Annotated in this window: 25 protein-coding genes; 16 read left to right on the top strand and 9 right to left on the bottom strand. The window is 41.8% G+C overall.

The genetic code is table 11. The features are described from left to right. Positions 1 to 13: 13 nt before the first annotated feature. Together PseudUWO311_RS21020 and PseudUWO311_RS21015 are read right to left on the bottom strand one after the other, a co-directional pair. A complete protein-coding gene (locus PseudUWO311_RS21020) occupies positions 14 to 406 on the bottom strand; it encodes a DUF4189 domain-containing protein (RefSeq protein ID WP_223807667.1) in 393 nt (130 codons plus the stop codon). Positions 407 to 847: 441 nt separating this feature from the next. Further along, positions 848 to 1,246, bottom strand: coding sequence for a DUF4189 domain-containing protein (locus tag PseudUWO311_RS21015; protein WP_142657189.1), 399 nt, complete (start codon positions 1,244 to 1,246; stop codon positions 848 to 850). A 216-nt stretch (positions 1,247 to 1,462) separates the two neighbouring features. Here PseudUWO311_RS21015 and PseudUWO311_RS21010 point away from each other — a divergent pair, with 216 nt between their 5' ends. Both PseudUWO311_RS21010 and PseudUWO311_RS21005 read left to right on the top strand, forming a co-directional pair. Beyond that, entirely contained in the window at positions 1,463 to 2,245 is a 783-nt protein-coding gene (locus PseudUWO311_RS21010) for a TrmH family RNA methyltransferase (protein ID WP_142657188.1), read from the top strand. Positions 2,246 to 2,356: 111 nt separating this feature from the next. Continuing rightward, positions 2,357 to 3,001: a GAF domain-containing protein gene (locus PseudUWO311_RS21005; RefSeq protein ID WP_142657187.1), complete on the top strand. Its 645-nt coding sequence runs from the start codon at positions 2,357 to 2,359 to the stop codon at positions 2,999 to 3,001. On the opposite strand, the gene PseudUWO311_RS21000 is transcribed toward PseudUWO311_RS21005, so the two are convergent. Next, positions 2,998 to 3,537, bottom strand: a complete 540-nt coding sequence (locus PseudUWO311_RS21000) for a hypothetical protein (protein WP_142657186.1) — start codon at positions 3,535 to 3,537, stop codon at positions 2,998 to 3,000. The genes PseudUWO311_RS21005 and PseudUWO311_RS21000 overlap by 4 nt on opposite strands. 128 nt (positions 3,538 to 3,665) lie before the next feature. Between PseudUWO311_RS21000 and aroH the strand changes: the two genes are divergently transcribed. The 6 genes from aroH (at position 3,666) to PseudUWO311_RS20970 (ending at position 11,772) form a co-directional block, all read left to right on the top strand. Beyond that, complete coding sequence (gene aroH, locus PseudUWO311_RS20995) at positions 3,666 to 4,046, top strand: chorismate mutase (RefSeq protein ID WP_142657185.1); 381 nt, start codon at positions 3,666 to 3,668, stop codon at positions 4,044 to 4,046. 73 nt (positions 4,047 to 4,119) lie between these two features. Next, a complete protein-coding gene (locus tag PseudUWO311_RS20990; protein WP_142657184.1) occupies positions 4,120 to 6,162 on the top strand; it encodes a tetratricopeptide repeat protein in 2,043 nt (680 codons plus the stop codon). A 134-nt stretch (positions 6,163 to 6,296) separates the two neighbouring features. Next, entirely contained in the window at positions 6,297 to 7,286 is a 990-nt protein-coding gene (locus PseudUWO311_RS20985; RefSeq protein WP_223807666.1) for a HindVP family restriction endonuclease, read from the top strand. Further along, entirely contained in the window at positions 7,286 to 8,257 is a 972-nt protein-coding gene (locus tag PseudUWO311_RS20980; protein WP_142657206.1) for a DNA cytosine methyltransferase, read from the top strand. The genes PseudUWO311_RS20985 and PseudUWO311_RS20980 overlap by 1 nt, the downstream gene beginning before the upstream one ends. A 74-nt stretch (positions 8,258 to 8,331) precedes the next feature. Further along, entirely contained in the window at positions 8,332 to 10,971 is a 2,640-nt protein-coding gene (locus tag PseudUWO311_RS20975) for a M1 family metallopeptidase (protein WP_223807664.1), read from the top strand. Positions 10,972 to 11,058: 87 nt separating this feature from the next. Next, the gene (locus PseudUWO311_RS20970) at positions 11,059 to 11,772 is read left to right on the top strand and encodes a Uma2 family endonuclease (RefSeq protein WP_142657183.1); all 714 of its coding nucleotides are present in this window, start codon (positions 11,059 to 11,061) and stop codon (positions 11,770 to 11,772) included. A gap of 112 nt (positions 11,773 to 11,884) precedes the next feature. On the opposite strand, the gene PseudUWO311_RS20965 is transcribed toward PseudUWO311_RS20970, so the two are convergent. After that, on the bottom strand, positions 11,885 to 12,451 hold the full coding sequence (locus tag PseudUWO311_RS20965; protein ID WP_142657182.1) for a Uma2 family endonuclease: 567 nt from the start codon (positions 12,449 to 12,451) through the stop codon (positions 11,885 to 11,887). A gap of 177 nt (positions 12,452 to 12,628) precedes the next feature. Here PseudUWO311_RS20965 and PseudUWO311_RS20960 point away from each other — a divergent pair, with 177 nt between their 5' ends. After that, complete coding sequence (locus PseudUWO311_RS20960; protein ID WP_142657181.1) at positions 12,629 to 13,279, top strand: Uma2 family endonuclease; 651 nt, start codon at positions 12,629 to 12,631, stop codon at positions 13,277 to 13,279. A 37-nt stretch (positions 13,280 to 13,316) separates the two neighbouring features. Here PseudUWO311_RS20960 and PseudUWO311_RS20955 read toward each other — a convergent pair whose 3' ends face one another. Both PseudUWO311_RS20955 and PseudUWO311_RS20950 read right to left on the bottom strand, forming a co-directional pair. Beyond that, positions 13,317 to 15,122 carry a phosphodiester glycosidase family protein gene (locus tag PseudUWO311_RS20955; RefSeq protein WP_223807663.1) on the bottom strand — a complete coding sequence of 602 codons (1,806 nt, stop codon included), beginning with the start codon at positions 15,120 to 15,122 and terminating at the stop codon, positions 13,317 to 13,319. Positions 15,123 to 15,196: 74 nt separating this feature from the next. Beyond that, positions 15,197 to 16,249: an NADP(H)-dependent aldo-keto reductase gene (locus PseudUWO311_RS20950; protein ID WP_142657179.1), complete on the bottom strand. Its 1,053-nt coding sequence runs from the start codon at positions 16,247 to 16,249 to the stop codon at positions 15,197 to 15,199. 241 nt (positions 16,250 to 16,490) lie between these two features. Here PseudUWO311_RS20950 and PseudUWO311_RS20945 point away from each other — a divergent pair, with 241 nt between their 5' ends. The 3 genes from PseudUWO311_RS20945 (at position 16,491) to PseudUWO311_RS20935 (ending at position 19,700) form a co-directional block, all read left to right on the top strand. Next, positions 16,491 to 18,242 carry an EamA family transporter gene (locus PseudUWO311_RS20945; RefSeq protein ID WP_142657178.1) on the top strand — a complete coding sequence of 584 codons (1,752 nt, stop codon included), beginning with the start codon at positions 16,491 to 16,493 and terminating at the stop codon, positions 18,240 to 18,242. Between the two features lie 161 nt (positions 18,243 to 18,403). Beyond that, entirely contained in the window at positions 18,404 to 19,132 is a 729-nt protein-coding gene (locus tag PseudUWO311_RS20940) for a hypothetical protein (protein ID WP_142657177.1), read from the top strand. A 64-nt stretch (positions 19,133 to 19,196) separates the two neighbouring features. Further along, a complete protein-coding gene (locus PseudUWO311_RS20935; protein WP_142657176.1) occupies positions 19,197 to 19,700 on the top strand; it encodes a hypothetical protein in 504 nt (167 codons plus the stop codon). Between the two features lie 67 nt (positions 19,701 to 19,767). Here the strand turns inward: PseudUWO311_RS20935 and PseudUWO311_RS20930 are convergent, their stop codons facing one another. Then, on the bottom strand, positions 19,768 to 20,133 hold the full coding sequence (locus PseudUWO311_RS20930) for a hypothetical protein (protein ID WP_142657175.1): 366 nt from the start codon (positions 20,131 to 20,133) through the stop codon (positions 19,768 to 19,770). A gap of 313 nt (positions 20,134 to 20,446) precedes the next feature. Between PseudUWO311_RS20930 and PseudUWO311_RS20925 the strand changes: the two genes are divergently transcribed. The 3 genes from PseudUWO311_RS20925 to PseudUWO311_RS20915 all read left to right on the top strand — a co-directional run bounded on the left by PseudUWO311_RS20925 (position 20,447) and on the right by PseudUWO311_RS20915 (position 23,605). Further along, positions 20,447 to 20,848, top strand: coding sequence for a pentapeptide repeat-containing protein (locus tag PseudUWO311_RS20925; protein ID WP_142657174.1), 402 nt, complete (start codon positions 20,447 to 20,449; stop codon positions 20,846 to 20,848). Between the two features lie 153 nt (positions 20,849 to 21,001). After that, positions 21,002 to 22,078 carry a PIN/TRAM domain-containing protein gene (locus PseudUWO311_RS20920; RefSeq protein ID WP_142657173.1) on the top strand — a complete coding sequence of 359 codons (1,077 nt, stop codon included), beginning with the start codon at positions 21,002 to 21,004 and terminating at the stop codon, positions 22,076 to 22,078. An 87-nt stretch (positions 22,079 to 22,165) separates the two neighbouring features. After that, a complete protein-coding gene (locus PseudUWO311_RS20915) occupies positions 22,166 to 23,605 on the top strand; it encodes a hypothetical protein (protein ID WP_142657172.1) in 1,440 nt (479 codons plus the stop codon). A 48-nt stretch (positions 23,606 to 23,653) separates the two neighbouring features. Here PseudUWO311_RS20915 and PseudUWO311_RS20910 read toward each other — a convergent pair whose 3' ends face one another. Continuing rightward, positions 23,654 to 24,121: a tetratricopeptide repeat protein gene (locus PseudUWO311_RS20910; RefSeq protein WP_142657171.1), complete on the bottom strand. Its 468-nt coding sequence runs from the start codon at positions 24,119 to 24,121 to the stop codon at positions 23,654 to 23,656. A 178-nt stretch (positions 24,122 to 24,299) separates the two neighbouring features. Between PseudUWO311_RS20910 and PseudUWO311_RS20905 the strand changes: the two genes are divergently transcribed. Continuing rightward, positions 24,300 to 24,638: a rhodanese-like domain-containing protein gene (locus PseudUWO311_RS20905; RefSeq protein ID WP_142657170.1), complete on the top strand. Its 339-nt coding sequence runs from the start codon at positions 24,300 to 24,302 to the stop codon at positions 24,636 to 24,638. A gap of 21 nt (positions 24,639 to 24,659) precedes the next feature. On the opposite strand, the gene PseudUWO311_RS20900 is transcribed toward PseudUWO311_RS20905, so the two are convergent. Further along, entirely contained in the window at positions 24,660 to 24,845 is a 186-nt protein-coding gene (locus tag PseudUWO311_RS20900; protein WP_142657169.1) for a hypothetical protein, read from the bottom strand. Positions 24,846 to 24,872 lie beyond the last annotated feature (27 nt).

Below are 24,872 nucleotides of genomic sequence, written 5' to 3'. Positions count from 1 at the left end.
CAACTATATTCTTTTAGTATGGTAAACAAATCGTGCGTGTTATAGTGCAGTTTCTACCACCATAATCGTGACAAACTTCACGCGCTGTGCTTTCAGCTTCATATTCATCAGTTGACCAAGCTGTTCCTGCTGCACCGTTTCTGCTTTCTGCGATCGACATACAGGCATTACGAGTCCAAATTAGTATTTCGCAATCTCCAGCATAAGAGATGCTGTCACATTCTTGCAAAGCTCTATTTTCAGCCGCAGCACGAGTTCGATAATTCCAAGAATAGCCTTTATCTTGAGTTGTAGGAGAACGAGCAATTGCTCCATAACTCTGAGCTATAACTTCCATTGCCCCAACTGAGATTGTTGGAATCAGAAGGGTGGCAATTACTAGAGAATTCCAGAGGCTTTTAGACATAAAATCCCTCCTTGCTCCTTGCCTCATTCAGCAAAAATCTATATTTTCTATTCCTTGCGTCTTATACCAATTCACAAAGGTGCGACAACTCTTCTGTGAATTAAAAACCAAACCCTGTAAGGGTTTTTAATTCACAAAATAGCTACACCATTTTGTGCTTTGGTATTAGATCCCTATATCTACTATGATAATTTGAAAATTAATGCAACTTTGATTAATTTACAAAGTTTTAACTTACAACACTTTGTAAATTAACCAAAACCAAAATAGTTCTTAAAAGTGGTGCAAAGCACCACTTTTAAGAACTATTTTGTAGTATGCCCTTTCGATAATTGCTGAATAGTAATTACCAAAAGGAGAGAGCGAGTATTTTTTTAGATCCCGAACTACTCTAGTACTAACCAAGTCAAGCATCGCCTAGATCATTGCAGCTCAGCTTATTTATTTGGGCAGGCAGATTGTGCGAGTAACTCTGCAATCTACACCATCATAATCACGGCAAACTTGACGAGCTTTAGATTCTGCTTGTCTACTACTAGTTGACCAAGCTGTTCCTGCTGCTCCATTACTTCCCTCTGCGATCGACATACAGGCATTACGAGTCCACATCAGTACTTCACAGTCCCCAGGCTCTGAGCTACTTTCGCATTCTTGTATGGCTCTTCTTTCAGCCGCCGCACGAGTTGAGTAATTCCAAGAATAACCTTTATCTTGAGTTGAGGGAGAGCGAGCAATCGCTCCATAGCTATTTTGAGCTGAGGCTTCTAACACTCCCACTGAGATTGTCGGGATTATAACAGCCGCTGCGATCGCTAAAGAATTCCAGAATTTTTTAGACATACTCAATCCTCTTTAGACTAGTGGTTAAACTCTATATTTTGTATACTACCCCGCAAATTATATTTTGATTAATCCCGTTACCATATTTGTAACACCACCCAAAAGATGAGTGGCGGTGCGAAGCGCCGCCACTCATCTTTTTTTATGTCCTAGCTATTTCTTGCATTGCTATATACTAAAATGCGGATAAAAAACATTTGTTGTAGGAATTAGCAATTGCTCACCAGTACAAAAAATCCATTAGTTAAGCAATTGCGATCTCTTAGTGAGAGTGCTAAAGATCGGAAAGAACAAGGGCTATTTCTAGTAGAAGGAACTCACGCTCTGATAGAAGCGATCGCCACAGCGTATCCACTCTCAATCGTCTGTTGTACCGAAAAATGGATCGCCGTGAATCCTGACTTGTATGAGCAGATTACCACCATTGATGAAATCAAAAGATTAGAAATTGTCTCAGAAGACGTGCTTCAGGCGATCGCCACCACCAAAAATCCTGATGGGGTAATCGCAGCAGCGCTAATGCCATCTCGTAAAATTGCTCAGATCCAGTCCTTGGGCTTAGCGTTAGAAACAATTCAAGATCCAGGGAATATTGGGGCGATTGTGAGATCGGCTGTGGCTGTTGGCATTGATGGCATGTTGGTGAGTAGTGATAGCGTCGATTTGACTAATCCCAAAATTATTCGGGCTACCGCAGGACAATGGTTTCGCTGTGCGATGCAAACATCTACAGATATAGCCGATGATATTCGCAAATTGCAAGCACAGGGCGTAAAAGTAATCGCCACATTAGCCAATGCAACCAAAACCTATTGGGATTATGACTTTACGCAACCGACTTTGATTTTGCTGGGTAATGAAGGCAATGGACTATCTCAAGAATTAATTGAACTTGCGGATGAAGCGGTATCAATTCCCCAGAGTGATCGCGTGGAATCCTTAAATGTGGCTATTTGTGCCGCCTTGCTGCTCTATGAAGCAAAACGGCAGCGATCATGATATTAAAATGCTGTGGCGTGCACTCAGCTTACGCCACAGCATTTTAATAAAAACTTCTGAAAACACAAAAATCGGTTTACACTTTTTTGAAGCAGCACATCGGAATCGTGTATGAACTTAAAAGAGATCAACTCACAAGAGCCCCCAATCCCTAATCGCTTAAATGTAGTTCCTTTCCAATCAAGTCTAGAAGATAGCTCATTATTAATATCGTCTCAAGCTGCGATCAAGTTACAAACAAATTTACTAAAAAGTTCGATCGCTTACGCTCAGTCCATAAGTGGCAGCCTAATTCTCAAAACTACGCTCAAACATACATTGGAAATTCTCACCCAATATACTAGTGCTGGTGAAGGGAGTATTTTTTTGATTGATGAAGATGGGGAAATCGTGGAGAGTATCTTGGCTCGGAGTCCTGTAACAAGAGATCTCAAAGATTCTGTGATTTCCAAAGTTTTAGATGATGGTTTAGCGGGATGGACTTTGCGCCATAGACAGATCGGTATTATCTATGATGCTATTATCGACGACCGCTGGGTACAGTTGGCAGATCAACCATATGCCGCACGCTCAGCTTTGGCAATTCCTTTAATCTACGGCATTGAGGTGCTCGGGATTATTACGCTGACGCATCCTCAGCCGAACCATTTCAACGAAGAGATCGCCATGATGATGCAATACAGCATGGAAATTATTGCGGCAATAATTGTTAACGCCCAATTACATGCTAATTATCGTCCTTTGGATTTAGTTTAGTGCGGAAGTGTTAGAGCCGTGTAAATCGTCCAGCCATCCATTAGTAGTAATAACAGAGTAAACACCATCAAAATTATATACATCCAAGGTTGAGCGAGAGGACGAATATCTCTTGTGTCAATACCCGTATGTTCTTCAACCTGTTTTACTAATCGCGCAAAGCCAACTACTCGCATCGGTAATAAATAAGCTTGCTCAGAGTCTTTATCGACAAAATAATAAACAATACCGCCTTGACCTGTAATCCTTGGTTTAAGAGCCTTGATATCTTGCCAAGCAAGTGACCAGCCTTTACGCAAAAAAGTTGGGAACCAGCGTGGATAGACTAAGCTAATGCCTTGATTATCAAGAATTACGCGATCGCTAAGCGCCCCATACAAAAACACAAAACCGATCGCTAAGCCAATACTTAACCAAGAGGCAGGAATAGCAGCATGGGTAAAGTTACTCAAAAATGGTAAAGGAGCAGTGAGAGCTACATATAACAGCAGTAATGTAACCCGAATCAGTGGTGAAACTTTAAAGACTTCGGTCATATTCACTAGGGATTTTATGTTTTAGGCGATCGCAATTAACTTAACATTGTTTTTTAGGGGTAATCTGATAAATGATGGATATGATTAAACATCAAAAACACTTACATACAGTACGGATGGTGTAAAACGTGGGTTGGCGTGTACGTGGCGTTCGTGGTGCAACTACAGTTGAGGCAAATACATATGAAGCCCTAGAGAGGGCTGTGCTAGAGCTTATGGAGGAGATCGAGGCACAAAATGACATTGATCCGCGCGAAATTGTAAGTGCGACTTTTTCGGCAACAACAGATATTGATGTGGTATTTCCCGCCAAAATCGCCCGATCGCGATCGCAATGGGAAAATGTTCCGCTTTTAGATGTACAACAAATGTATGTTAAGGGCAGTTTAGAGCGTTGTATCAGGGTATTAATTCATGTGAATACACCTCTTGAGCAACATCAAATCAAGCATATTTACCTAAACGGAGCTAGAGATTTGCGTCCTGATCTCGTTTACGCTCAAATTTGAGAAAATAGAGGGAGTGCTTCGCACTCCCTCTATTTTCTCGGTACAATCAGTTCAAACGTAAGATAATATCCCTATGGTCACAAGAATTTTTCTGTGTAACGAGCAGACAGAGCCAGAGATTCGCGATTTTATTCGTGAAGCGATCGCCGATATCTCTGAGGGGGAGCAGTATATCGTTACGTGGAACTGCGGCAATATTCAAACCCTCAAAGTGGGCGATCGCGCTTACTTTAAGCGGATCGGGAGTGCCAATCAGGGCTATTTTGCGTCGGGGACAATAGTTCCTGCTGATCGTGAATATCAACTTAAACTGCGCTCGGCGCGGTATCGCGAACTGAGCGAAGCCTATGACATTGACTCACAAGCCAATAACTTTCGGGTATGGGTGGCTTGGGATGCCTGTGTGACCTTTGATGAGCCACTCAGGACAGATTATTTACGGCAGTTGCCCCACTTTCAGGGAATGCCTCTTGAGCCGCAAACCGATGCAGGGGTATTTCGTGAAGAATATGTGCGGATGCTCGATCGCGAATGGGAGAAACAAACTCAAAAGGCATTTCGAGCTGGCAAGGGGATTAGCTTAATCGATGTGTATTACCGCTGGGGCTTAGAAGATATTCAGCAAGGGTTCCCACAGGATGCTCTAGAGTCATTTCGGCAAGCACTTAAGCTCAATCCTAATTTCATCAAAGCATATTTGGGCTTAGGTGATGCTCATGTAAGTTTACGCGAATATGCTAAAGCCGTTGGTGACTATGGCAAAGCAATATCGATGCGCCCCGACAAGGCGCGTTTAGCCTATTTTAAGCGTGGCGAAATTAATTTTTTGTTGGGACAACTTCAGCAAGCGATGGCAGATTTTCAGGCCTCGATCGCGATCGATCCAAATTTTGCTGATGCTCATATGTCTCTTGGCAATACATACTTCAAACTCAAGAGTTACGAGCAGGCGATCGCTTGTTATAGTCGCACCATGGAGTTAAGCCCCAATCTCGACCTAGCCGCATTTCGTCGGGGGCGATCGCATTACATTCTCAAAGAATTTCCTGAAGCGCTTCGCGATTTTAGCTATGCGATCGAGTTGCAGCCCAGTAATGTTGATGCCTATTACTATCGCGGCTTAACCTATTCTCAACCCGATATTGCTGATGAGACTCTCGCGGGTGATGATTTACGTAAGGCGATCGTCCTATATCAAACTCAGGGTAAACCTGACAAGGCGAAAAAAGCTAAGGAATTTTTGGAAACCCTCGCGATTGATTCTCTTCCTAAAGCAAGACCAAGAAGCAGCTTTGCGATCGCAGCTTCTGCCACAGATCCAGTCATAGATACTGCCACCGAAGCGATCACTGTGGAAGTCCCACTAGCTATGGCTACAAGTAATAATGATGATATTGATGATAGGGATGAGGAGTCTAGCAAGCTGATTATTGCGACAGAGCCAATTGCTAATGAGGTCGCCATCTCAAAAGCTGAAGAGGCGATATCAGACTTGACTGAAGCGATCGAAAAGATCATGGAAGTTGAGAAAATTGTCGAAAAAATTGTTGAAGTCGAAAAAATTGTTGAGATTGAGAAGATTGTTGAAGTAGAAAGAATAGTCGAGGTTGAGAAATTTGTTGAAGTTGAGAAAGTTGTCGATCGCGTGGTCGAAAAGTTTGTCGATCGAGTAGTCGAGAGAGTAGTCGAAAAACCGATTCCGTTCTCCATTGAAGATCCGAGTACTGCGGAAAAACTAGCGATGATCTCAGTGATGGCGCAATATATGCGCGATGGCTGGATGGTGCGATCGGTGGATAAATCTCAAGTTGGCTATGATCTTGAATGTACTAAAGATAATGCTTGCGAAGCGGTAGTAATTAAAAGCTTCACTAGCGATCGCGAGTCCTTTGCAATTTCTGCGATCGAGATTGAGAATGCTCGTAGCAATAAGGATTTTGTATTGTGGGTAGTAAGCGGCGCAGCCGAAAATCCTGAATTGCGCTGTCTACGCGGACGTGAACTATTCGAGCAATTCGACCTCGATCCTCTAGCCTTCGCCGCCAAAGTTAGGCAGTCAACCGTGCAATTAGAATTTACGCCAGTTTCTCTAGAAATGCCACAATTCGAGCAGTAATTTTAGTGATTTCCATTTTCTATTAAGGTCTGGATTAAATACATCAGTTAGCGATATAAGAATGGGTTAATGGCAACACAAGCGAAGTTATTTGGTTTAGACAATTCAAATCGAGATTTTACTAAGGTAGATGCTTGGGGAAAAATCAATTTAACTCAAGTTTTCCAGCCGCTTTATCTTGTTATCTCGATCATCAAGAATTGGCTGCTAATTATATAGCAATAACAAATCAAAAATTTGGGATAAGTTTAATTGATGTTACCAATGTTTTTGGAATTAAACCCAATGAAACTAGTGCATATTTTGCATTTGAAGCACAATATACTCCATTTCAAAAATATATTGTTGGCACTTTATCTAGAACTGATTTAGTAATTCAAGATAGTTCGACAGGACAATGTTTACGAGGTTTAGAAGTTAAATTAACTGCATTACCTGATAATACAACTTGCAACTTGAGTGATGATAAATTTGGTTCTGAAATTGTGGTCAGACCAGACACAATAGTATATTTAGCTGCAAGTATAGTCAGCACAAGTATTGAGATAGTTAGACAACATATCGAAAGCAGTGCTGTATTTGTTGAGAATTGGTCAGATGCAAGAGAAGTAATTACTAGCATTACAAAAATTATTAGCTGTATCTCTGATATCAGTATTGATATTGAGAAAAATCAATCGCCGTTCCTTTTACATCCAATTTGGAAGACTGTTGGAAAATCACCAAAGCTTGCCGAGAATTGTCTTGATGTTTTTGTATGGAGTGATGCAGCTTTTGCTTGGTTTATATCACAAGTATCTAAAAATGATAATTCTGCGACTCAAATAACTCGCCAAACGCGAACAAGTATCTGGTTATATAAAATGCTTTTGGATATCTGCATTAATGGCAGATGTGACTATAAAGATATTATTGACAAGCTTTCTTACAATACTAAAAATGATAAAGCTTTTGCATCCGCAGGGAACGTAACGAATCCCTATATGTCATGTGAGAACTTGATATCTCCCAGAATTAGAAAAGACGAAATTAAAAATATTATTTTGGGTGGTGGTCAAAATCTACTTAGTCCAGAACGTAGATTTGATGCAATTATTTTCAATTCGCCAGAGTTATTCTCATGATTACTACTATTGATTTGTTTAGTGGTTGTGGTGGACTATCTCTTGGTTTTCAAAAAGCAGGAGTTAATATTTTAGCGGCTATTGACAACTGGGATATTGCGCTGGATATTTACAGGGAAAACTTTAATCACCCAGTTATTCAACAAGATTTATCTGAGGAAGTTACCTCGATTAAAATAATTCGTAAATTTGCACCAGATATGATCATTGGAGGGTCGCCATGTCAAGATTTTTCGAGTGCAGGAAAACGCGATTTAAATGGTGATCGCGCAAATCTAACTTACAACTTTGCAAATATTGTCTGTGAGATAAAACCTAAATGGTTTGTGATGGAGAATGTACAGAGAATTACTAAAAGTCCTATTCTTCCGCAAATATCTGACCAGTTTATTAGGTATGGTTATGGTTTGTCTGGAGTTGTTTTAGATGCGTCTCTATGTCATGTGCCACAGTCGCGATCACGGTTTTTCTTGATTGGTGAATTTGGGGGTAAACAAAATGCTTTAGTAGATTTATTTAAGATTGATTTGGCAAATAAACCGATGACGATTAGAGATTATCTTGGCGATAAGTTGAAGCTACAATACTATTATCGACATCCTAGAAGCTATGCTCGTAGGGGAATTTTTTCAATTGATGAGCCAAGTCCAACTATCAGAGGTGTTAATCGTCCAATACCTGCAAATTATAAATTGCATAGTGGCGATCCACAGGATATTGATATTTCCACAATTAGACCTTTATCAACTATTGAACGTAGTTATCTTCAAACATTCCCAGAATCATTTAAGTTTTTTGGGACTAAAACAAATCTAGAACAAATGATTGGTAATTCTGTACCTGTGAATTTAGCTTATTTTGTGGCTTCTACTATTTTGAAATACATGAAACAAGAAATTTATTTAAATAACTTAAGCCATCACATTAATCCAGCTTCAGAAAATTTTGGCAATATAGTCATCTCCCATTAAGCTATTATTCTCCCAACTCTTTTGAGATTGCTATATTATGGTGAAATCAAGGCACGTATTAGAGATCAAGTTATATGACACGCAAATCTTGGGATAACTATTTGGAATTAGGCTCAGAATTGGGCTTCTGGGATGGAGATGGGGACAAATCGAAAAAACATAAATCTTTCCACATGCCAGGAGCAAAGCCCCATTACAATCCCGATCGCCCAGGACAAGTTGAGCATATTGCTCTAGATTTAGTGCTTGATATTCCTCAAAAAACGATCGCAGGTACTTGCAAGATTCGTCTGCGACCTGTGCGCGATGGCATCATGGAACTGACCTTGGATGCTGTAAGTTTGCGGATTGACAATGTATCTATTACTGATCAAATAGAAGCGAAACCTGATCCAGATAAGTCTAAATGCAAATTTGATTATGACGGTGAATTCCTGAAGATTTATCTCAATCAGCCAACGCAAGCAGGTGTGCCAATTGAAATTGCGATCGCCTATGCTGCTGAACAACCACAGCGCGGTATTTACTTTGTGCAGCCCACCGAAGCACAACCCAATAAGCCCACACAAGTTTGGACACAGGGCGAAGATGAGGACTCGCGCTATTGGTTCCCTTGCTTTGATTATCCTGGGCAACTAGCGACTTCGGAGATTCGGATTAAAGTTCCTAAAGACTTGATGGTGATTTCCAATGGAGAATTGATCGAGGTTAAAGAACAAAAAAAAGAGAAGATTTATCATTGGGCACAAAAAGAAGTTCATCCTAGCTATCTGATGACTCTTGCGATCGGTGATTTTGTCGAAGTAAAGGATGAATGGAAAGGCAAGCCTGTAACTTACTATGTCGATAAGTCTCGTACTGCCGAAGAAGCGATCTTGACGATGGGCAAGACCCCACAGATGATCGAGTTCTTTAGTGAGAAATATGGCTATGACTATGCATTTCCTAAATATGCACAGGTTTGCGTTGCTGATTTCATCTTTGGTGGCATGGAAAACACTTCCACTACTTTGTTAACCGATCGCTGTGTATTGGATAGTAGAGCTGCACTTGATAATCGCTCTAGCGAAAGTTTAGTTGCCCACGAATTAGCGCACCAATGGTTTGGCGATTTGTTGGTGATCAAGCATTGGTCACATGCATGGGTAAAGGAAGGCGCAGCCACCTATGCAGAAGTGCTATGGACAGACCATGAATATGGAGCCGAAGAAGCTGCCTATTATTTGCTAGGTGAAGCGCGGCGGTATATTTCCGAAGATAAAGATCGTTATCGTCGTCCAATGGTGACCCATGTCTATCGCGAAGCGATCGAGCTATACGATCGCCATATCTACGAGAAGGGCGGCTGTGTTTATCACATGCTTCGCACAGAGTTAGGTGATGATTTATTTTGGAAAGCGATTCATCATTTTGTGCGGACTAATGCCCATAAGACCGTTGAGACAATTGATCTGCTAAGAGCGATCGAAGAAGCAACGGGTAAAAACTGTATGTTTCTCTTCGATCAATATGTATTCCGTGGTGGACATCCAGAATATAAGATTGGCTATAGCTGGGATAGTGATAATAACTTGGCGAAGGTCACAGTTTCCCAAACTCAAGATGAACTCTTTGATTTGAAGATTCCCATTGGCTTTGGTTTTGAAGAGGTTTCAGACAGCCAAGTTTTCACAGTGCGTGTATTTGAGAAAGAACAAGCTTTTTACTTCCCATTATCCAAAAAGCCCAAGTACATCAGTTTTGATCGTGGCAACAACTATCTCAAACAAGTCAGTCTTGAATATAGTGTTGCTGAACTAAAAGCTGGCTTGCAGTCTAACCCCGATCCAATAGCTAGAATCCAATGTGCGGAAGCCTTGGCGAAAAAAGGTGGTTTAGAATCGGTAAAAGCTCTTGGACAAGCCCTTTTAGATGAAAAATTCTGGGGCGTGCGCGTGGAGATTGCGGAAAATCTTGCCTCGATTAAACTCGATCAAGCTTTTGAAGCTTTGACAAAGGGTTTAGAAGATGCAGATGCAAAGGTGAGAATGGCAGTAATCAGTGGCTTGGCACAAAACAAAGTGCAGAAGAGTTTAGATTTGATTAAACCATTCATCAAAAAAGGCGATCCTAGCTACAATGTGGAAGCAACCGCAGCAAGGCTAACTGGTGAATTGGCGGCGGCTTTGAGCACAGAGCGTGAGCCATCCAAGGTGGTGAAGCTATTACAGACAGTTCTCAAAGAGAGAGCAGGTTGGAATGAAGTAGTACGTTCTGGCGCGATCGCAGGTCTATCTAAAATCAAGGATTCTGATGAAGCTTTGGAAACTGTCATCAAATATACGGAACCTGATGTGCCGCAGCCATTGCGTTTAGCTTCCATCAGAGCCTTAGGAGCAATGGGTAAATCGCAATCGAAACCTAAAACCGAACAGATTCTCAATCGCTTGAAGGTAATCGCTCAAGAGACATTTTTCTTGACGCAAATGGCTTCGGTTGGGGCGTTGGGGCAAGTTGATAGTGCGGCTGCCATTGGCATATTGCGATCGCTGTCTGACTCGACTCCTGATGGGCGGGTGCGTCGTGCCGCCGATGAAGCGGTTCAGCGCGTACAAAGAGCGATCGGTAAGGACGCAGGTCTGAAGCAACTGCGAGAGGAACTCGATCAAGTTCGTAAAGACAATCAGGATCTGAAGAGTCGTCTAGAAGCGATCGAGGCAAAAACCAAAGCATAAAGAAAAAGCACCCTCTGGGTGCTTTTTCTTTTACAGAATTTTTCGCTGTATAATCGAAACAATCTATAAGTTCAGGAGCCAAAGCCAATGGTCAGCCAACTGAGCAAATCTAACATCATTTATCCCGAAAGCGACGGGAAACCTATGGCAGACAATACTAAACAGTTTGAACTGATTGTCGAAATTAAAAAAGGTTTGGATCTGCTTTTCATCAACAATCCTCAAGTATTTGTGGCTGGCGATTTGTTTTGGTATCCTGTTGAAGGTCAATCTAAAATTGTTACTGCACCTGATGTGATGGTGGCGATGGGTCGTCCTAAAGGAGACAGAGGCTCTTACAAGCAATGGGAAGAAGACAATATCGCCCCCCAAGTTGTATTTGAAATCCTCTCGCCCAGTAATAACCGCGCTGAAATGAGCAAAAAGCTGCTCTTTTTTGAGCGCTACGGTGTTGAAGAATATTATCTCTATGACCCTGAAGAAAATGTCCTCGAAGTTTGGCAACGAACCTTTGATGGATTATCTCTTATGGATTTTAGCGATAGCTGGACAAGTCCGCGCCTTGGCATTCGTCTTGATATCGCTTCAGGTAGACTGCAACTTTATAACGCTGACGGCACAAAATTTTATTCATATATTGAGGTAAATTTGATGCTAGAGCAAGAGCGTCAACGTGCCGATCAGGAACATCAACGCGCTGATCAGGAGTGTCAACGTGCCGACCAAATTAATCAGCAACTTGCCGAAATGCAGGAGATACTTAAACAATATCGCGATCGCTTTGGCGAATTGCCTGAATAAAAATCGCTATACAATAAAACAACTTGTAGCAAGATTGTTATAGGCGATCTGGTGATATTCTCAAGGACTGCTGTGAAGGTTATGGGTGGAGATTAAAGGTTCTCTATTCTAGTTAAAGTACAATCCCTTCGTAGAGAAGCTCGATCGCAAACTCAAATTCAAGACTCGATAAGGTAATCGTATCTCCAGCAATATAGGGATAGTACAGCCACATTCTGCCTTCGCCGCGTGCGTAGCGCTCTACTGATATTTTGTCGGAGTTGATGAGTAGATACTCTTGTAGGGTGGGGATAGCGAGGTAGTTAGTAAATTTCTCTCCGCGATCTCTTGCGCTGGTTCCTGGAGAGAGAACTTCGGCAATTATGGTCGGACTTTGGATGAATTTACGGGCGTTGAGATCTTGAGGATCGCAACTGACGACGACATCAGGATAGTAATAGGGGCTATTGGTCGTAACTTGCACCTTGACATCGGCGACGTTGATGCGACATCCATGCGATCGCACTTGGGGATATAGGGTTCTGTAGAGGTTGAGGGTGATATCGTTATGGGCGAGTGTGCCGCCTGTCATGGCAAATATTTCACCATTGCTATATTCATGGCGAATATCTTGTTGGGGTTCCCATTCAAGATATTCTTTAATGGACATTCTAGATGGTTCTTGGGATATGGCAAGCATATTTTTTTGTTTGCATTAGATTGGAGATTATGAGTTGTGTTTATTGTAACAAGCTTGTTATAGGCGATCGCATTATAGAAAGTAGAATATGCAAGCGATATTCAATTTCATGGCGATATGCTTCAATAAAAATCGCGATATAGTAAGCAAAATGCATACGTTCGAGAGCCAAAAACTATGCTCGATCAACTGAGCAAAACTGAAATTATTTATCCCGAAAGTGACGGGAAACCGATCGCAGAGAATACTAAGCAGTTTCGATGGATTTTGACGATTCAGCAAAATATTGACTGGCTATATACCAACAATCCTCAAGTATTCGTGGCTGGCGACTTATTGTGGTATCCCGTTGAAGGACAAACCCAAATTACTGCTGCTCCTGACACGATGGTAGTATTTGGTCGTCCTAAAGGAGACAGGGGTTCATATAAACAATGGGAAGAAGGGAATATTGCGCCCCAAGTTGTTTTTGAGATTCTCTCTCCTAGCAATAAACCTCTAGACATGGCAAAGAAGCTCGTTTTCTACGATCGCTACAGGGTTGAAGAATATTATATTTATAATCCTGAGAATGACAATCTAGAAATATGGATTAGAAATGATGGCAGCTTAGATAGAATTCTTGAAAATCATAACTGGATCAGCCCTCGTTTGGGGATTCGCTTTGATGTATCGGCTAATGAGCTTCAAATCTATCGTCCTGACGGCACTAAGTTTTATTCATATATCGAGATTAATAGGATGTTGGAGCAATCTAATCAACAAGTCATCGAGATGGAGGCAATGCTAAAACAATATCGTGAACGCTTTGGCGAATTGCCTCAGTAAAATTTGTCTGCCTTGTTAGTAGAAAGTTATTAGCATTTTAGAACTGTGGTTTGGCTGGTGGTGGAGTGATGAAAATTGCGATCGCATTATGCACAGGTGCAATCTCAGTTATCGGACGATTGAGAATCTCACCGCCAAGAAATAGGCTGGAAGAACTACCGCCATCAAGATTAAGTGCATCGACTGCTCCCATCTTTTTGAGAACTTCCGCAGTTTGCAACAAGTTGGGGGCAACTCCTTCAGGAGCAGCTTGAACAGTAGCAAGAATTAGTTTACCCTTCTCTTTAATAGTAGCGATCGCGCTACGATTCGCCGCTTGAGTATCAAATCCCGCTTGAAATTGTTCTAGTTTTCCATCTAGAGATAGACTTCCATTTTTCAACAGCAGAGGACCAGCACCAATCAAATTGGAAAAACTGGCAAACTTATCAGGAATAAAGGCTTGACGGCCACGAACAGTCATCCCCACAGGTAATTGCTTAGCCGCTTCAGGAGTTTGTCTCGCCACTAGCACATATCCATCACTGGGGATGGTTATCTGTCCGACACCGACAGCATTACCTTGATATTGAGCAACAACGCGATCGCCACGAACCACAATTAAAAGTTCATTTTCAGTAAGTGGAGAATACACACTGCCCCAATTAGGAGTGTAGCGAGCAATTCCTCTCTGCACATAACCACTATTGAGATTAGTAAGGGCAATGGTTACTTGACTTGCCGTACTGATCTCTTCTTTAAAATTGAGCCGATCAATAAGAGTTTCACCTTTCTCATTCCAAGCGATCGCACCTCTAACTAATGCGGTTCCTGCTAGCCAGCGATTTCCTTCCCGAATTGCGCCAACAGGTAATTTCCGAATCCGATTGAAAAATCCGCCATTAATTGCTCCTATCGCTTGGGCTTGCTGTACCATTTGCGGAAGAGGCATCAAACCTAAGATGCCATTGGGAGATCCATCAGGATTACTCCAAATTGGACGTAATTTCAATCGCGGTGATTTTAAATCAACTTCTAAAGCCGTAACTGAAAACTTAATTGTTTTAGGTTCTTTATCTGTTTTTGGCTTGTTAGGAATTTCGACAACGCGCTCAATCCTTCGCAAGCCTTCCGCCCATTGAACTGTCAAGCTCGGTGGAATATAGTCGCGCCGTAAGTCGATCACAAGCTTGGGAGTTGGATTACTGAGCATCTCGATCGCAGGATTAATCGATTCATTCATTTGAATCTGAATCTGGGTCAATTTACCCTGCGGTTTCACATTAACAGACTTCACCAAATTCCCTGCGATCGCATTCACGCCAATGGGCAACCCAGATGCTACTTCAGCGGATACAAATACTGTAATCACATTGCCTTGCTGAGTAACGCGCCAAGGAGTGCGGCGATTTAGATCAATTACAATGCGATCGCCCCAAGGCTGCTTGCTGCGTCGGACAGCTTGCATTGCAGCATCAGGGGTGTAAATATTCAGAGCATTTCCCACAATTTCTGTGCGCCATTGCTCTGCGAAAGGCGCAAGATCGAGATAGCGAAATTGCCCTGTATAGTCAAAAGCAACCTGCGAAAATGTGGGACTAGAAAACCATCGTAATCTTTGGCGATCAACCTTGTCCGAATCCAACATCTGCACACCTAATCCACCTGTCAGCCAGTCTTCCTGTACAAACAAGCTCTGCTGTCCTTGCTCCACCCTCCTGATCCACCGCCCTGACCAAGGCTGCCCGTTTAATTGAATTACAGTTCCACTATCGGGTATGGTCGCTGAAGGTGCGGAGTCAGCAATCATGACTTGGCAGCTAACAGCAGCAAGAAAGGGAATTAGCGTTTTACGGTATGTCATGGTCATAGGGCTAAACGAGGATTAATTTGAAAAATTTTGAGCCACAAAATAGCTCAAAATTTTTCAGTGATAACTTAAGGTGCAGGATTAAAATAACGAGCGTGAACGGTTTCAATTTCTGCCAAAATCTCAGTATTTAGCTGGATATTAGCACTGTCGATATTTTCCTTGAGTTGTTCCATCGTTGTTGCACCAATAATTGTACTTGCCACAAACCAACGACTTCGCACAAATGCTATCGCTAATTGGGTCAGTGGTAAATCATATTTTTTGGCGATCGCAGCATAGTCTGCTGTAGCCGCCTTAACATTAACTTTGTTATAGCGCTGCCCAAAGGTAGGAAATAGCGTTATACGAGTATCAGTCACTGAACCTTGAACATACTTGCCAGACAAATGCCCAAATGCAAGTGGACTATAAGCCAGCAGACTCACTTGCTCCCGATAACAAGCTTCAGCAAGGTGGCTATCAAAGGTGCGATTGATCAAGTTATAAGCATTTTGGATCGATAAAATCTTTGGTAAACCTAGCTGTTTTGCAGTACGGCTAAATTCACAGATACCCCATGCAGTCTCATTGCTAACTCCTAAATAGCGAATTTTACCTTCTTGAATTAATTCGGCAAAGGTTTCTAGTTGTTCTGCAATCGTGACCATTTCGCGCTCTTGCTGCGGATCGAAGGCAACTTGACCAAACATCGGTACATTACGATCTGGCCAGTGAATTTGATAGAGATCGATATAGTCCGTTTGTAATCGCTGCAAGCTGTCATCCACGGCTTGCAAAATATTTTTGCGACTGAGTGCGGCGATCGCATCATCCCTTAACCATTTGTAATTGCGCCCTGTTCCAATAATTTTGGTCGCAACAATTAACTGGTCGCGTTGTTGCTTAATACGGGGTTGGGCTAACCATTCACCAATATATTTTTCGGTACTACCTTGCGTCTCAGACTTGGGTGGGACTGGATACATTTCCGCAGTATCAATAAAGTTGATGCCCTGAGCGATCGCGTAATCTAGTTGCTCATGGGCTTCAGCGATCGTGTTTTGCTGACCATAGGTCATTGTCCCTAAGCAAATTTCGGACACCGACAGTTCACTTGAGCCAAGTCTCTTGTATTGCATGGTTAATGCTGCATATATACCGCAAACATAACAATACTATTCAAAACCCAAAAATGGGAACGCCGCTTTGCGGCATTCCCATTTTTGGGTTTTAATACAAAACAAAATATGTCATATGCTCAAATTAGTGTTATAAAGTTCGCAAACTAGACGCAACCAATTAAGCCAATTAAAAAAATTAGTGCCAAACTTAGTCCCTAACGTTATTACAGCTGGCATTGTTACGAGGTGATTTCTTAAAATGGAGAACAATAATATTCGTAATAGTTCTTACGAGCAGACCCTCGCGGGAGTCACCAAGGACTTGTCAGATCTGCGGGCAAATATTTTGGGTAAGCTCAGCCGCGAAATTTTGATTTTACAAGCCCAAAAAAATGCTCTAACTGATGATATTCAGCGACTCCAGTCTCAACGCAAAGAGCTAGAGGTTTTAACTGTTGCTCAGCAAGGGATGAATCAACAAGAAATCCAGCGCCAGCAATGGATCGAGCAACTTGCTCAAGCGATTACTTACCATCTTAAAAATGATGTGATCGTTACTAACTCCAAGGTACTTAGCGATCACTCGGAAAATTTTGAGCAGTTAATGCTTAATCTTGATGGCGCTATTCGTGCAACATTCCAGTCTTTGCAGAGAGATGTGGATACCTATCAGCGCGATCTAGATGATCAGATGCAACGCATGTACACACAAAGACAACAAGGCGAGCTAATGCTATCAGCACTTGTTGAAAGAATTGATGAATATTTACGACGATCTTCTAGCGATCGCTCTGGAGTCGGAAATATAGGGGGGAATCCACCAATCAACTTTACGGGGACAGGTTTTGCGGGGGCGATCGGTACAAATGGTAGCAACACAGCCCCGACTATTCCCAATGGCAATGGTAATTACAACCAAATTCAGATCCCCACTTTTAATAGCAGTCAGTTTAGGCAGTATGACCAAAATGATACGCGTCCCTATGCAGGTGATCCTACTGAACCATTTAACTCTATAGAAACAGCAACTCCCATAGCTCAGCCTGCTAAGCGTCTTAATGACTGGTGGATTGGATTTGTATTGGTTTTGGGGGCTTCGGTGGTTTTGTCCTTTCAGAATATTTTGGTAAGGATAATTTTCTCCAACTCTAGTATTTTCGGGCTATTTAACTTTGGTGGTTTGATTAAAGCGACCGTCCCTAACTCTTTTATGTTGTTGCTGTTGCGAATGCTATTTGCCACACCAATTATGTGGATAGTCGCTAAATTTATTTTTCGGGTGGATGTATTGCGGGACTTTCAGCAATTACTCACACCTAACCGCAGATTATTGTTCTGGCGGGTTGCCTTTAGCGCTTTATTACAATTCACCTCTTTTGCCTTCATTTATGTGGCTTTGGGGATACTAAATCCAGGCTTAGCCGTCACTCTCTTTTTTATCTTCCCGACGGTAACAGTTCTGCTGGCTTGGTTTCTATTTGGTGATCGCCCCAGCAAGGAACGCTGGTTAGTGATTGGGGTGATCTATTTCGGCATCATGCTGACCTATAACATCTTTGGTGTAGCAAAACCTGATACATGGGGTGTAATTGCAGCAATGCTATCAGGCATTTCTTTTGCGGGATATATCATCACCTCACAAGCTTGTTTCAAACAACTTAATCCTGTCTCGTTTACGTCAATTAACTTTGCCATTATCTTGCTGCTTTGCCTTGGCACATTACCCTTCACCTTGGCTTCTATTTCTCTAAATAGCTCACTGATATTTATGTGCTTCTTGATCGCGCTAACGACTTTAAGTGGTTATTTGCTGACCAGCTTTGGCACAAAGCTAATGGGAGCTGCTCAAGCATCTATTGTTAGTGCCAGTGGTCCCGTTTTTACCACGTTCTTAGCATTCACGATCTTGGGAAGCAAACTAGAGTTTATTCAGGTATTTGGAGTGTTTCTAGTTACAGGTGGAGTTGGTTTACTCAGTTTACAAAATATGTACAAGAGAGCTGCCAGATAACCTGCCATAGCTGTCACCATTCAAAAAACTAAAAGATGAAGCTTCTCACCTTTTGAGTTTTAATAAAAAGTTTATAGAGTGCAAAACTCATACTAAACCTTTTAGATCAAAAATCCTGTAAAGTAGCTATTACAGTCCTTAGGGATAAAAGTGGTCAACCAGTGGTCAAAACCTCACATCATCAAGATCAAGAATCAACAACATCAACTTCGCAAGTTCAACAATCGATGCGATCGCTTTGGCGTGGGCTAGCTCGTGAACAGGGTTTACCAGTTTGGGCTTTGTTGGCAATTTTTCTCGTGATGCTGCTGCTATGGAATTGGCAATTAATTGCGGCGACTAGTGCGGGAATTTTTGCCATGATTGCCGTCTATATGATGCAAGACTGGAACTGGAACGTGATTTTATGGCGCGTCCAGAAGTTTCTACAAAGCCCTTATCGACTTTTACCCCTATCAGTTGCGAGTGGGACGGTGACAGTTTTTCTGACCTACATGATATTGGCGGTATGGTCAGATCAAGAAAATCATTGGTTAGCATCCGCTAACATTTTGCAGCTAAGTGCAACTCTAGGGATTTTAGTACTGCTAGCTCGTCAAGCTTTTAGGCAATGGTTGCAGCGTCAACAAGATAATTTCGATCAACTAATTGCTCAACTTGCAGTCAATGATGATCTCGCTCGACTAATTGCCATTAAGCAAATTAATCAATATGTGCAAGACAATCGGCTACCTATAGCTCAAGAAAAGGCGATCGCTGATTATTGTCAGATATTGCTTAATCGGGAAACTGAGACAACCATGCAAGAAGCAATCTTTGAGACTCTAGAATCTTTGCAATCGATTACTGACAAACCTGCACTAAAACGATCCGCTACCAATATTAACTGATGTTTTTTGTAACGCTCGGCGCTCCAAAAAACATTGCTCTAAAGGAGATGTTTACTAAAGATTCATGCTCACTAAAGATCAAATTCTCGATCGCCAAGTTGCCTTACTAGTTCAGGGTACTCCTGATGCAGAGACTGCCAGTGCAGTTAGTTTGATTGCATCGGTACTAAAGGCGATCGCTCAAAATCTTAAATATACGGTCTATTTTGTGATTCAAGATCTTGAAGGTGGCTGGTTACTGACACCCTTAAGCAATCACGATAATCCTGAACTCGAAAAGACGACAATCTACGCCTATTGCGATCGCACACCTGCCAATATTGATAGATTAAGGCTAAACGACCAGCATCTTGAATGTGGAGAATATAACGTAATTGATATGCTGTTTCGCTTAATTGGCATGAAACAGGTAGACAGTATCGTATTTTTTGATCGGGCAACAGATACACAAAACGGTATTGAAATTGTGCGAACTGATGTTGAAGAGCTATGCGAAAAACAAATTAAACGCGCTCAGTTTGGACTGCAAAAGCTCAATGAGCTTAAAAATAATGCCGATATTGCTTAAAACATTAGGGATAGCGCTTGGAGTTGCCACGAATAGAAAAGAGAGAACGCTTTGCGTTCTCTCTTTTCTATTCGTGGTCGATGAATCCGCACATGACAGCGCCATCGATGGAGCCTTTGCCACTAACTAAACATGCGAGATTATCTTTATGGCTCATGGTTACAATGCGATCGTAACTACGACCAGTGAGTAGATTGTCAGCGATCGCCATTACTTCAGGAGTGGTATTAACAGCAAGGATGATTTGATTGCGGTTAATGTCAGCATTTTCATAACGAACTTCTGTTTGAGGAGCAGTAGGACTTTGGTAAAGGGCGGCGACAATCGCTGTTTGGGCATTTGCTGGTGCAGCGCTCGCGAAACCTGAAGCGACGAAACCCGAAATGGCTAAAAATGTGGCGACGATTGTATTTTTGACGATTATATTTTTCATGACTGCCTCTACTCTGCTTTCTCTAATTGCTTCCAACGAACCAGAAAACTAAACTTCTATAATTTAATTTTCTAACAAAAGTAGCAATTGCTACTTCCTGCTATCAACTCAATCGATTGGGTGATCTCGATTTATGAGTGATTAACTCAATAACAACATCATCAAGCTTTATTCAATAACTGCCAGTGACATCGGATATCTACCCTTGTGATTGCGATCGCAATCCATAGTGATAAGTAAAGGCGGCTCTTATCGCCGCCTTTACTTTTTAGGTTTTATACTGACAATAGACTAAGCAACTAAGAGCTAAAAAATGAAAACTCTAATTAATTCTTGTTTGGTGATTTCAGGGCTAACTGGAGCGATCGCCTCAATTAGCTGGTCAGATCAAGCCTTTGCTGATCCCAACCAAGTTCGTCAAGTTTTGCAAACTAGAGAATGTCAAGGTTGCGATCTTTCACGAACTAAATTAAGTTTTGCGAATCTGAGAAATGCTAACTTACGCTATGCAAATCTGTTTTCTGCGGATCTTAAACTTGCTGATTTACGAGATGCAAACCTAATCGGTGCGATCCTCGATAAGGCCGATCTTAGAGGAGCCGATCTCACAGGAGCAGATTTGACCAGTGCTTATATGTCAGAAACCAACTTTTGCGGCGCAATTATGCCTGATGGACAAAAATCAAGCGAAGGCTGCCCTAAAGCTCCAAAATAGACAATTCTCTATTGTATTTGTGTAGAATTGTATGCAAAGGATTGAGAAAGTTGGAAATGTACTAACTAAACTCAATTAAGGCTATAGGCTAGAGATTATTTGAATTAATCTCAAGATCCTTAATATTTATTCGTCCAAGCGGAGTTCCGCCCTATGATTGACGCTATTATCATTTTCACATTCATCCTAGCTGGAGCTGGCACTGGCTTTCATGGCATTGATTTCTTGCCACCAGATACGATCGCTCATCTGAATATTCAAAATTTGCGCTGGGTAACACTTGGTGTCGGCTCTGTTGTCGGTCTAGTTGCAGGATTAATCGTCCAAAACACTTATCGCCGTATCGAGACAAACATCAGGTCAATGCCGCTTGAGACAATTTTGGGTCGGGCTGTTGGTTTAGTCTTTGGACTATTGGTTGCTAACTTGATGCTAGCTCCATTATTTCTAATACCTATTCCCAACAATTTTGACTTTATTAAGCCACTCACCGCAATTTTAGTAAGTATTATTTTTGCCTATTCAGGGATGACTCTGTCCGATACCCACGGACGCGCATTGTTACGTTTGATTAATCCTAACAATGTCGAAAGCAGCCTCATTGCCGATGGTACATTACGTACAGCCACAGCGAAGGTTTTGGATACCAGCACTGTCATTGACGGCAGAATTCAGACCTTAATGGAAACAGGCTTTTTAGAAGGTCAATTATTGATCCCGCATTTTGTGATTCAAGAACTACAGACGATCGCCGATAGCTCCAATGATCAAAAGCGAGTGCGTGGTAGAAGAGGACTGGATATTCTCAATAACATGCGCGATCAATTTAGCGATCGCATTACGATTCATTCAGCAGACTATGAAGACTTACATACTGTTGATGCTAAATTAGTGCGCTTGGCTCAAGAGCTAAGCTGTACCTTGATTACCAATGACTACAACCTCAATAAAGTTGCAAATTTGCAACAAGTCGAAGTTTTAAACATTAACGATCTTGCTCAGGCTCTGCGTCCAACCTACTTGCCTGGTGACATGATCGAAATTAAGGTGCTTAAGGAGGGAAAAGAAGCATCTCAAGGAATCGGCTATCTTGAAGACGGTACAATGGTGGTCATTGAAGAAGGTCGAGAATATCTGGGCAAACAAATTGTTGTGATTGTTACCAGTGCTTTACAAACTTCAGCAGGTCGTATGATTTTTGCCCGTCACGAAGCGATCGCCACTGTCTAGCTTTTAAGGAAAAGGGAAAAGGGAAAAAGGAAAAACCAATTTCTAATTACCAATCCCCAATTACCAATTACCAATCCAAAATCACCTATGCAAGTTTCGCCATCCCACTCACAGCGACAATTGGTATCAGGTAAAGTCGGTTGGGGATGGAGACAGGCGACTTTGCCTATTTCTGCAAACTTTTTTTTTGCTGGGTTGTTGATTCTCATTGTGGCGATTGCACAATTAGTGCGAATCGGAGATTCAACTTTTTTAGCAATCGCTAGTCTTGCTTTGCTTGTAGGTTTTGCGATCGGCATATATGTAGCTAAATCAGTCGTGAACGTATGCCAACAAAATTCAGATTATCTATTTTCGCGATCGCAGTTAATTGGGATTACAGCTTATTGGTTAATTTTAATCGCAGGGCTTAGTTCAGCTTCAGAAAATCTCATTAAGGGTTTTGTGGCGATTTGGTGGATTGTGCCAGCCGCTATTTTTATCGGTATCTCTAGTTCGCTCACTTTTCGCTCAGGTAAATCTAAAAAAATAGATAAAAAGCAAATCCTAGAATCGGTTAATGCTGATGTACTAAATGTAGTTACCTATTCTGATCAAACTGTTTTAGTCAGCCCCTCATCACTTGGTCAACAACCACGACAATTTAATAGTCTTGTGTTAATCGTTTTGGGCTTTTTCTTTTGGTCAATGATAGATTTATCTCCCAACTTAAGAGCGATCGCGGCGATCGGTTTGACCACTACGGGGCTGACAGGATTTTTTACATGGCAAGCCCAATTGAGAGCGCCCGAAAAAGTTTTACAACTAAGATTTAGTGGTTTATGGGGAATTGCTGCCGAATATGCAATTAATGTAAAACCCTTCTCATGCCTATCCGTCATCAAATTGCAAGAGGCTGGCGGCGAACTAAGCTGGATGCAGCTATCGGGGAATAATAGTGATATTACGATCCCTTTAGCGATGACAATTTTGCCATCCACCATTAAAGAAGCTACAGCTCAAAAAGCTCCAGATCAAAACGATGAGTTAGGGCAAGCCATCCGTGAGGAGTTCCGCCTTGCGAAGCAAGAAACTGAGCGCGACAGTTTAGGCATGGCTACTGTATTACTACCTCAGGGAGCAGGAATTTTAGCAGGTACAGCATTTATTATTTTAGGCGTGGTGTTACTGTTTATCTTTCCTTTGCCCACAAGCCTATCAGCAGAAAGTGTGATCGCTTGGCTTGGCGTTTGCTTAGTTAGTCCTGCGATCGCCAGATTTTTCTTGCAGCTAGTTGCCCCGAACAGTTTGCAAAGCGATCGCCCTAGCTACAGCAAAAATCATTTACAGTCGTGGGAAATCGGTACGGCAATTTTATTAATCAGCGCTTTTCTGCCAACGCAACCGACAGCAAAAACGACCCCTCTCATCATGTTCATGCAATCACTACCGATATTAACGCTCATTTGCGGATGGCTTAGTATCAGTATCGGAGCCTGCATTCTAGCTTTTGTACGCCGCACCCCTCTTTGGAATACAAATTACTAATCAAAATTACTAGTCAAAAAAAATTGCAAAGCAATTTTTTTGACTTTTTTAATTCAGCATGGCAGTACATTCGAGAATTAGTTTTTGGTTGGTGAGCGAGTAGGGTTGAATTTCTAAGGCTCTGCGGAAAGTGGCGATCGCTTCGTGATAGTTCCCGATCGCAGCGTAGCATAGACCCAAACCGTGAACTGCCCCAAAGTGGTAAGGATTAAGAGCGATCGCTTTTTGGCAATCTTTGATTGAGCGTTTGTAATCTCCCTGCATATAAAACAAAACCGCCCGACGATTCCATGCTTCGACAAAATCTGGCTGAGCATGAATTAATTGTGTCAACATCAGCTCCGCTTGTCTGACATTGCCGCTATCTGCCATCATTTGGCTCTGTCGCAAGACCTGTAAACCCTGCATCCCCTTCTGCATAAACCACATTTCCCACAACCCCTGAGTGGCACGATCTCGAATACCTTCATCTTCACTTTTGAGGTCTCTCAACAATTCTTCGATGGGCTGGCTCATTAGTCTAGACAAATAAATTTATACTATGCAGATAACTTTTGAAGAACCTTGCAAAGCAAGGTTCTTCAAAAGTTATTTGGTTTTACTTTGATGACAAAGCTCAATCATTTAAAGTTTGAACTAAAAGCGGGACTTGTGTTAGTTTTTTAACTCATACCTTAAGAGATATTTTGCGCGTATGTCTATCATACAAATTACTGTCCAAGAGCTAGCCGAACGTTTGGCTGGTGAACGCCAAGATTTACAACTTATCGACGTGCGCGAACGTGACGAGGTTGAGATTGCCGCGATCGCTGATTTTACGATCTTGCCTCTAAGTGAATATGGAGAATGGTCAGTAGATTTTAAGGAAAAGTTTGATCCCCATGCAGAAACCCTAGTGCTTTGCCATCACGGAATGAGATCGGCTCAGATGTGCCAATGGTTAATCAATCAAGGCTTTACTAATGTCAAAAATATTGGTGGCGGCATTGATGCTTATGCCTATGCAGTTGAGCCAAGTATGGCTAAGTACTAAAAAATTTGCAAAGCAAATTTTTTAGTTTGAGTCCAAAAATTGAATAGTAAAAAATACAGCTAAGCCGATCGCAGAAACAATGCCACTAATAATCGTAATCACAATAAATTTGCGATCGCTAGCTCCATAGAACTTATTGGGCAGCGAGCTCGCTAATACCATTAGCCCAAATATGACGAGAATCCCAATAAATAAGGTGCGATTCATAATTTTTTAATTTAAAATTACTTAGAG

The sequence above is a fragment of the Pseudanabaena sp. UWO311 genome (assembly GCF_006937785.1).
GTDB lineage: Bacteria > Cyanobacteriota > Cyanobacteriia > Pseudanabaenales > Pseudanabaenaceae > Pseudanabaena.
This window is presented reverse-complemented; position numbering and strand designations above follow the sequence as displayed.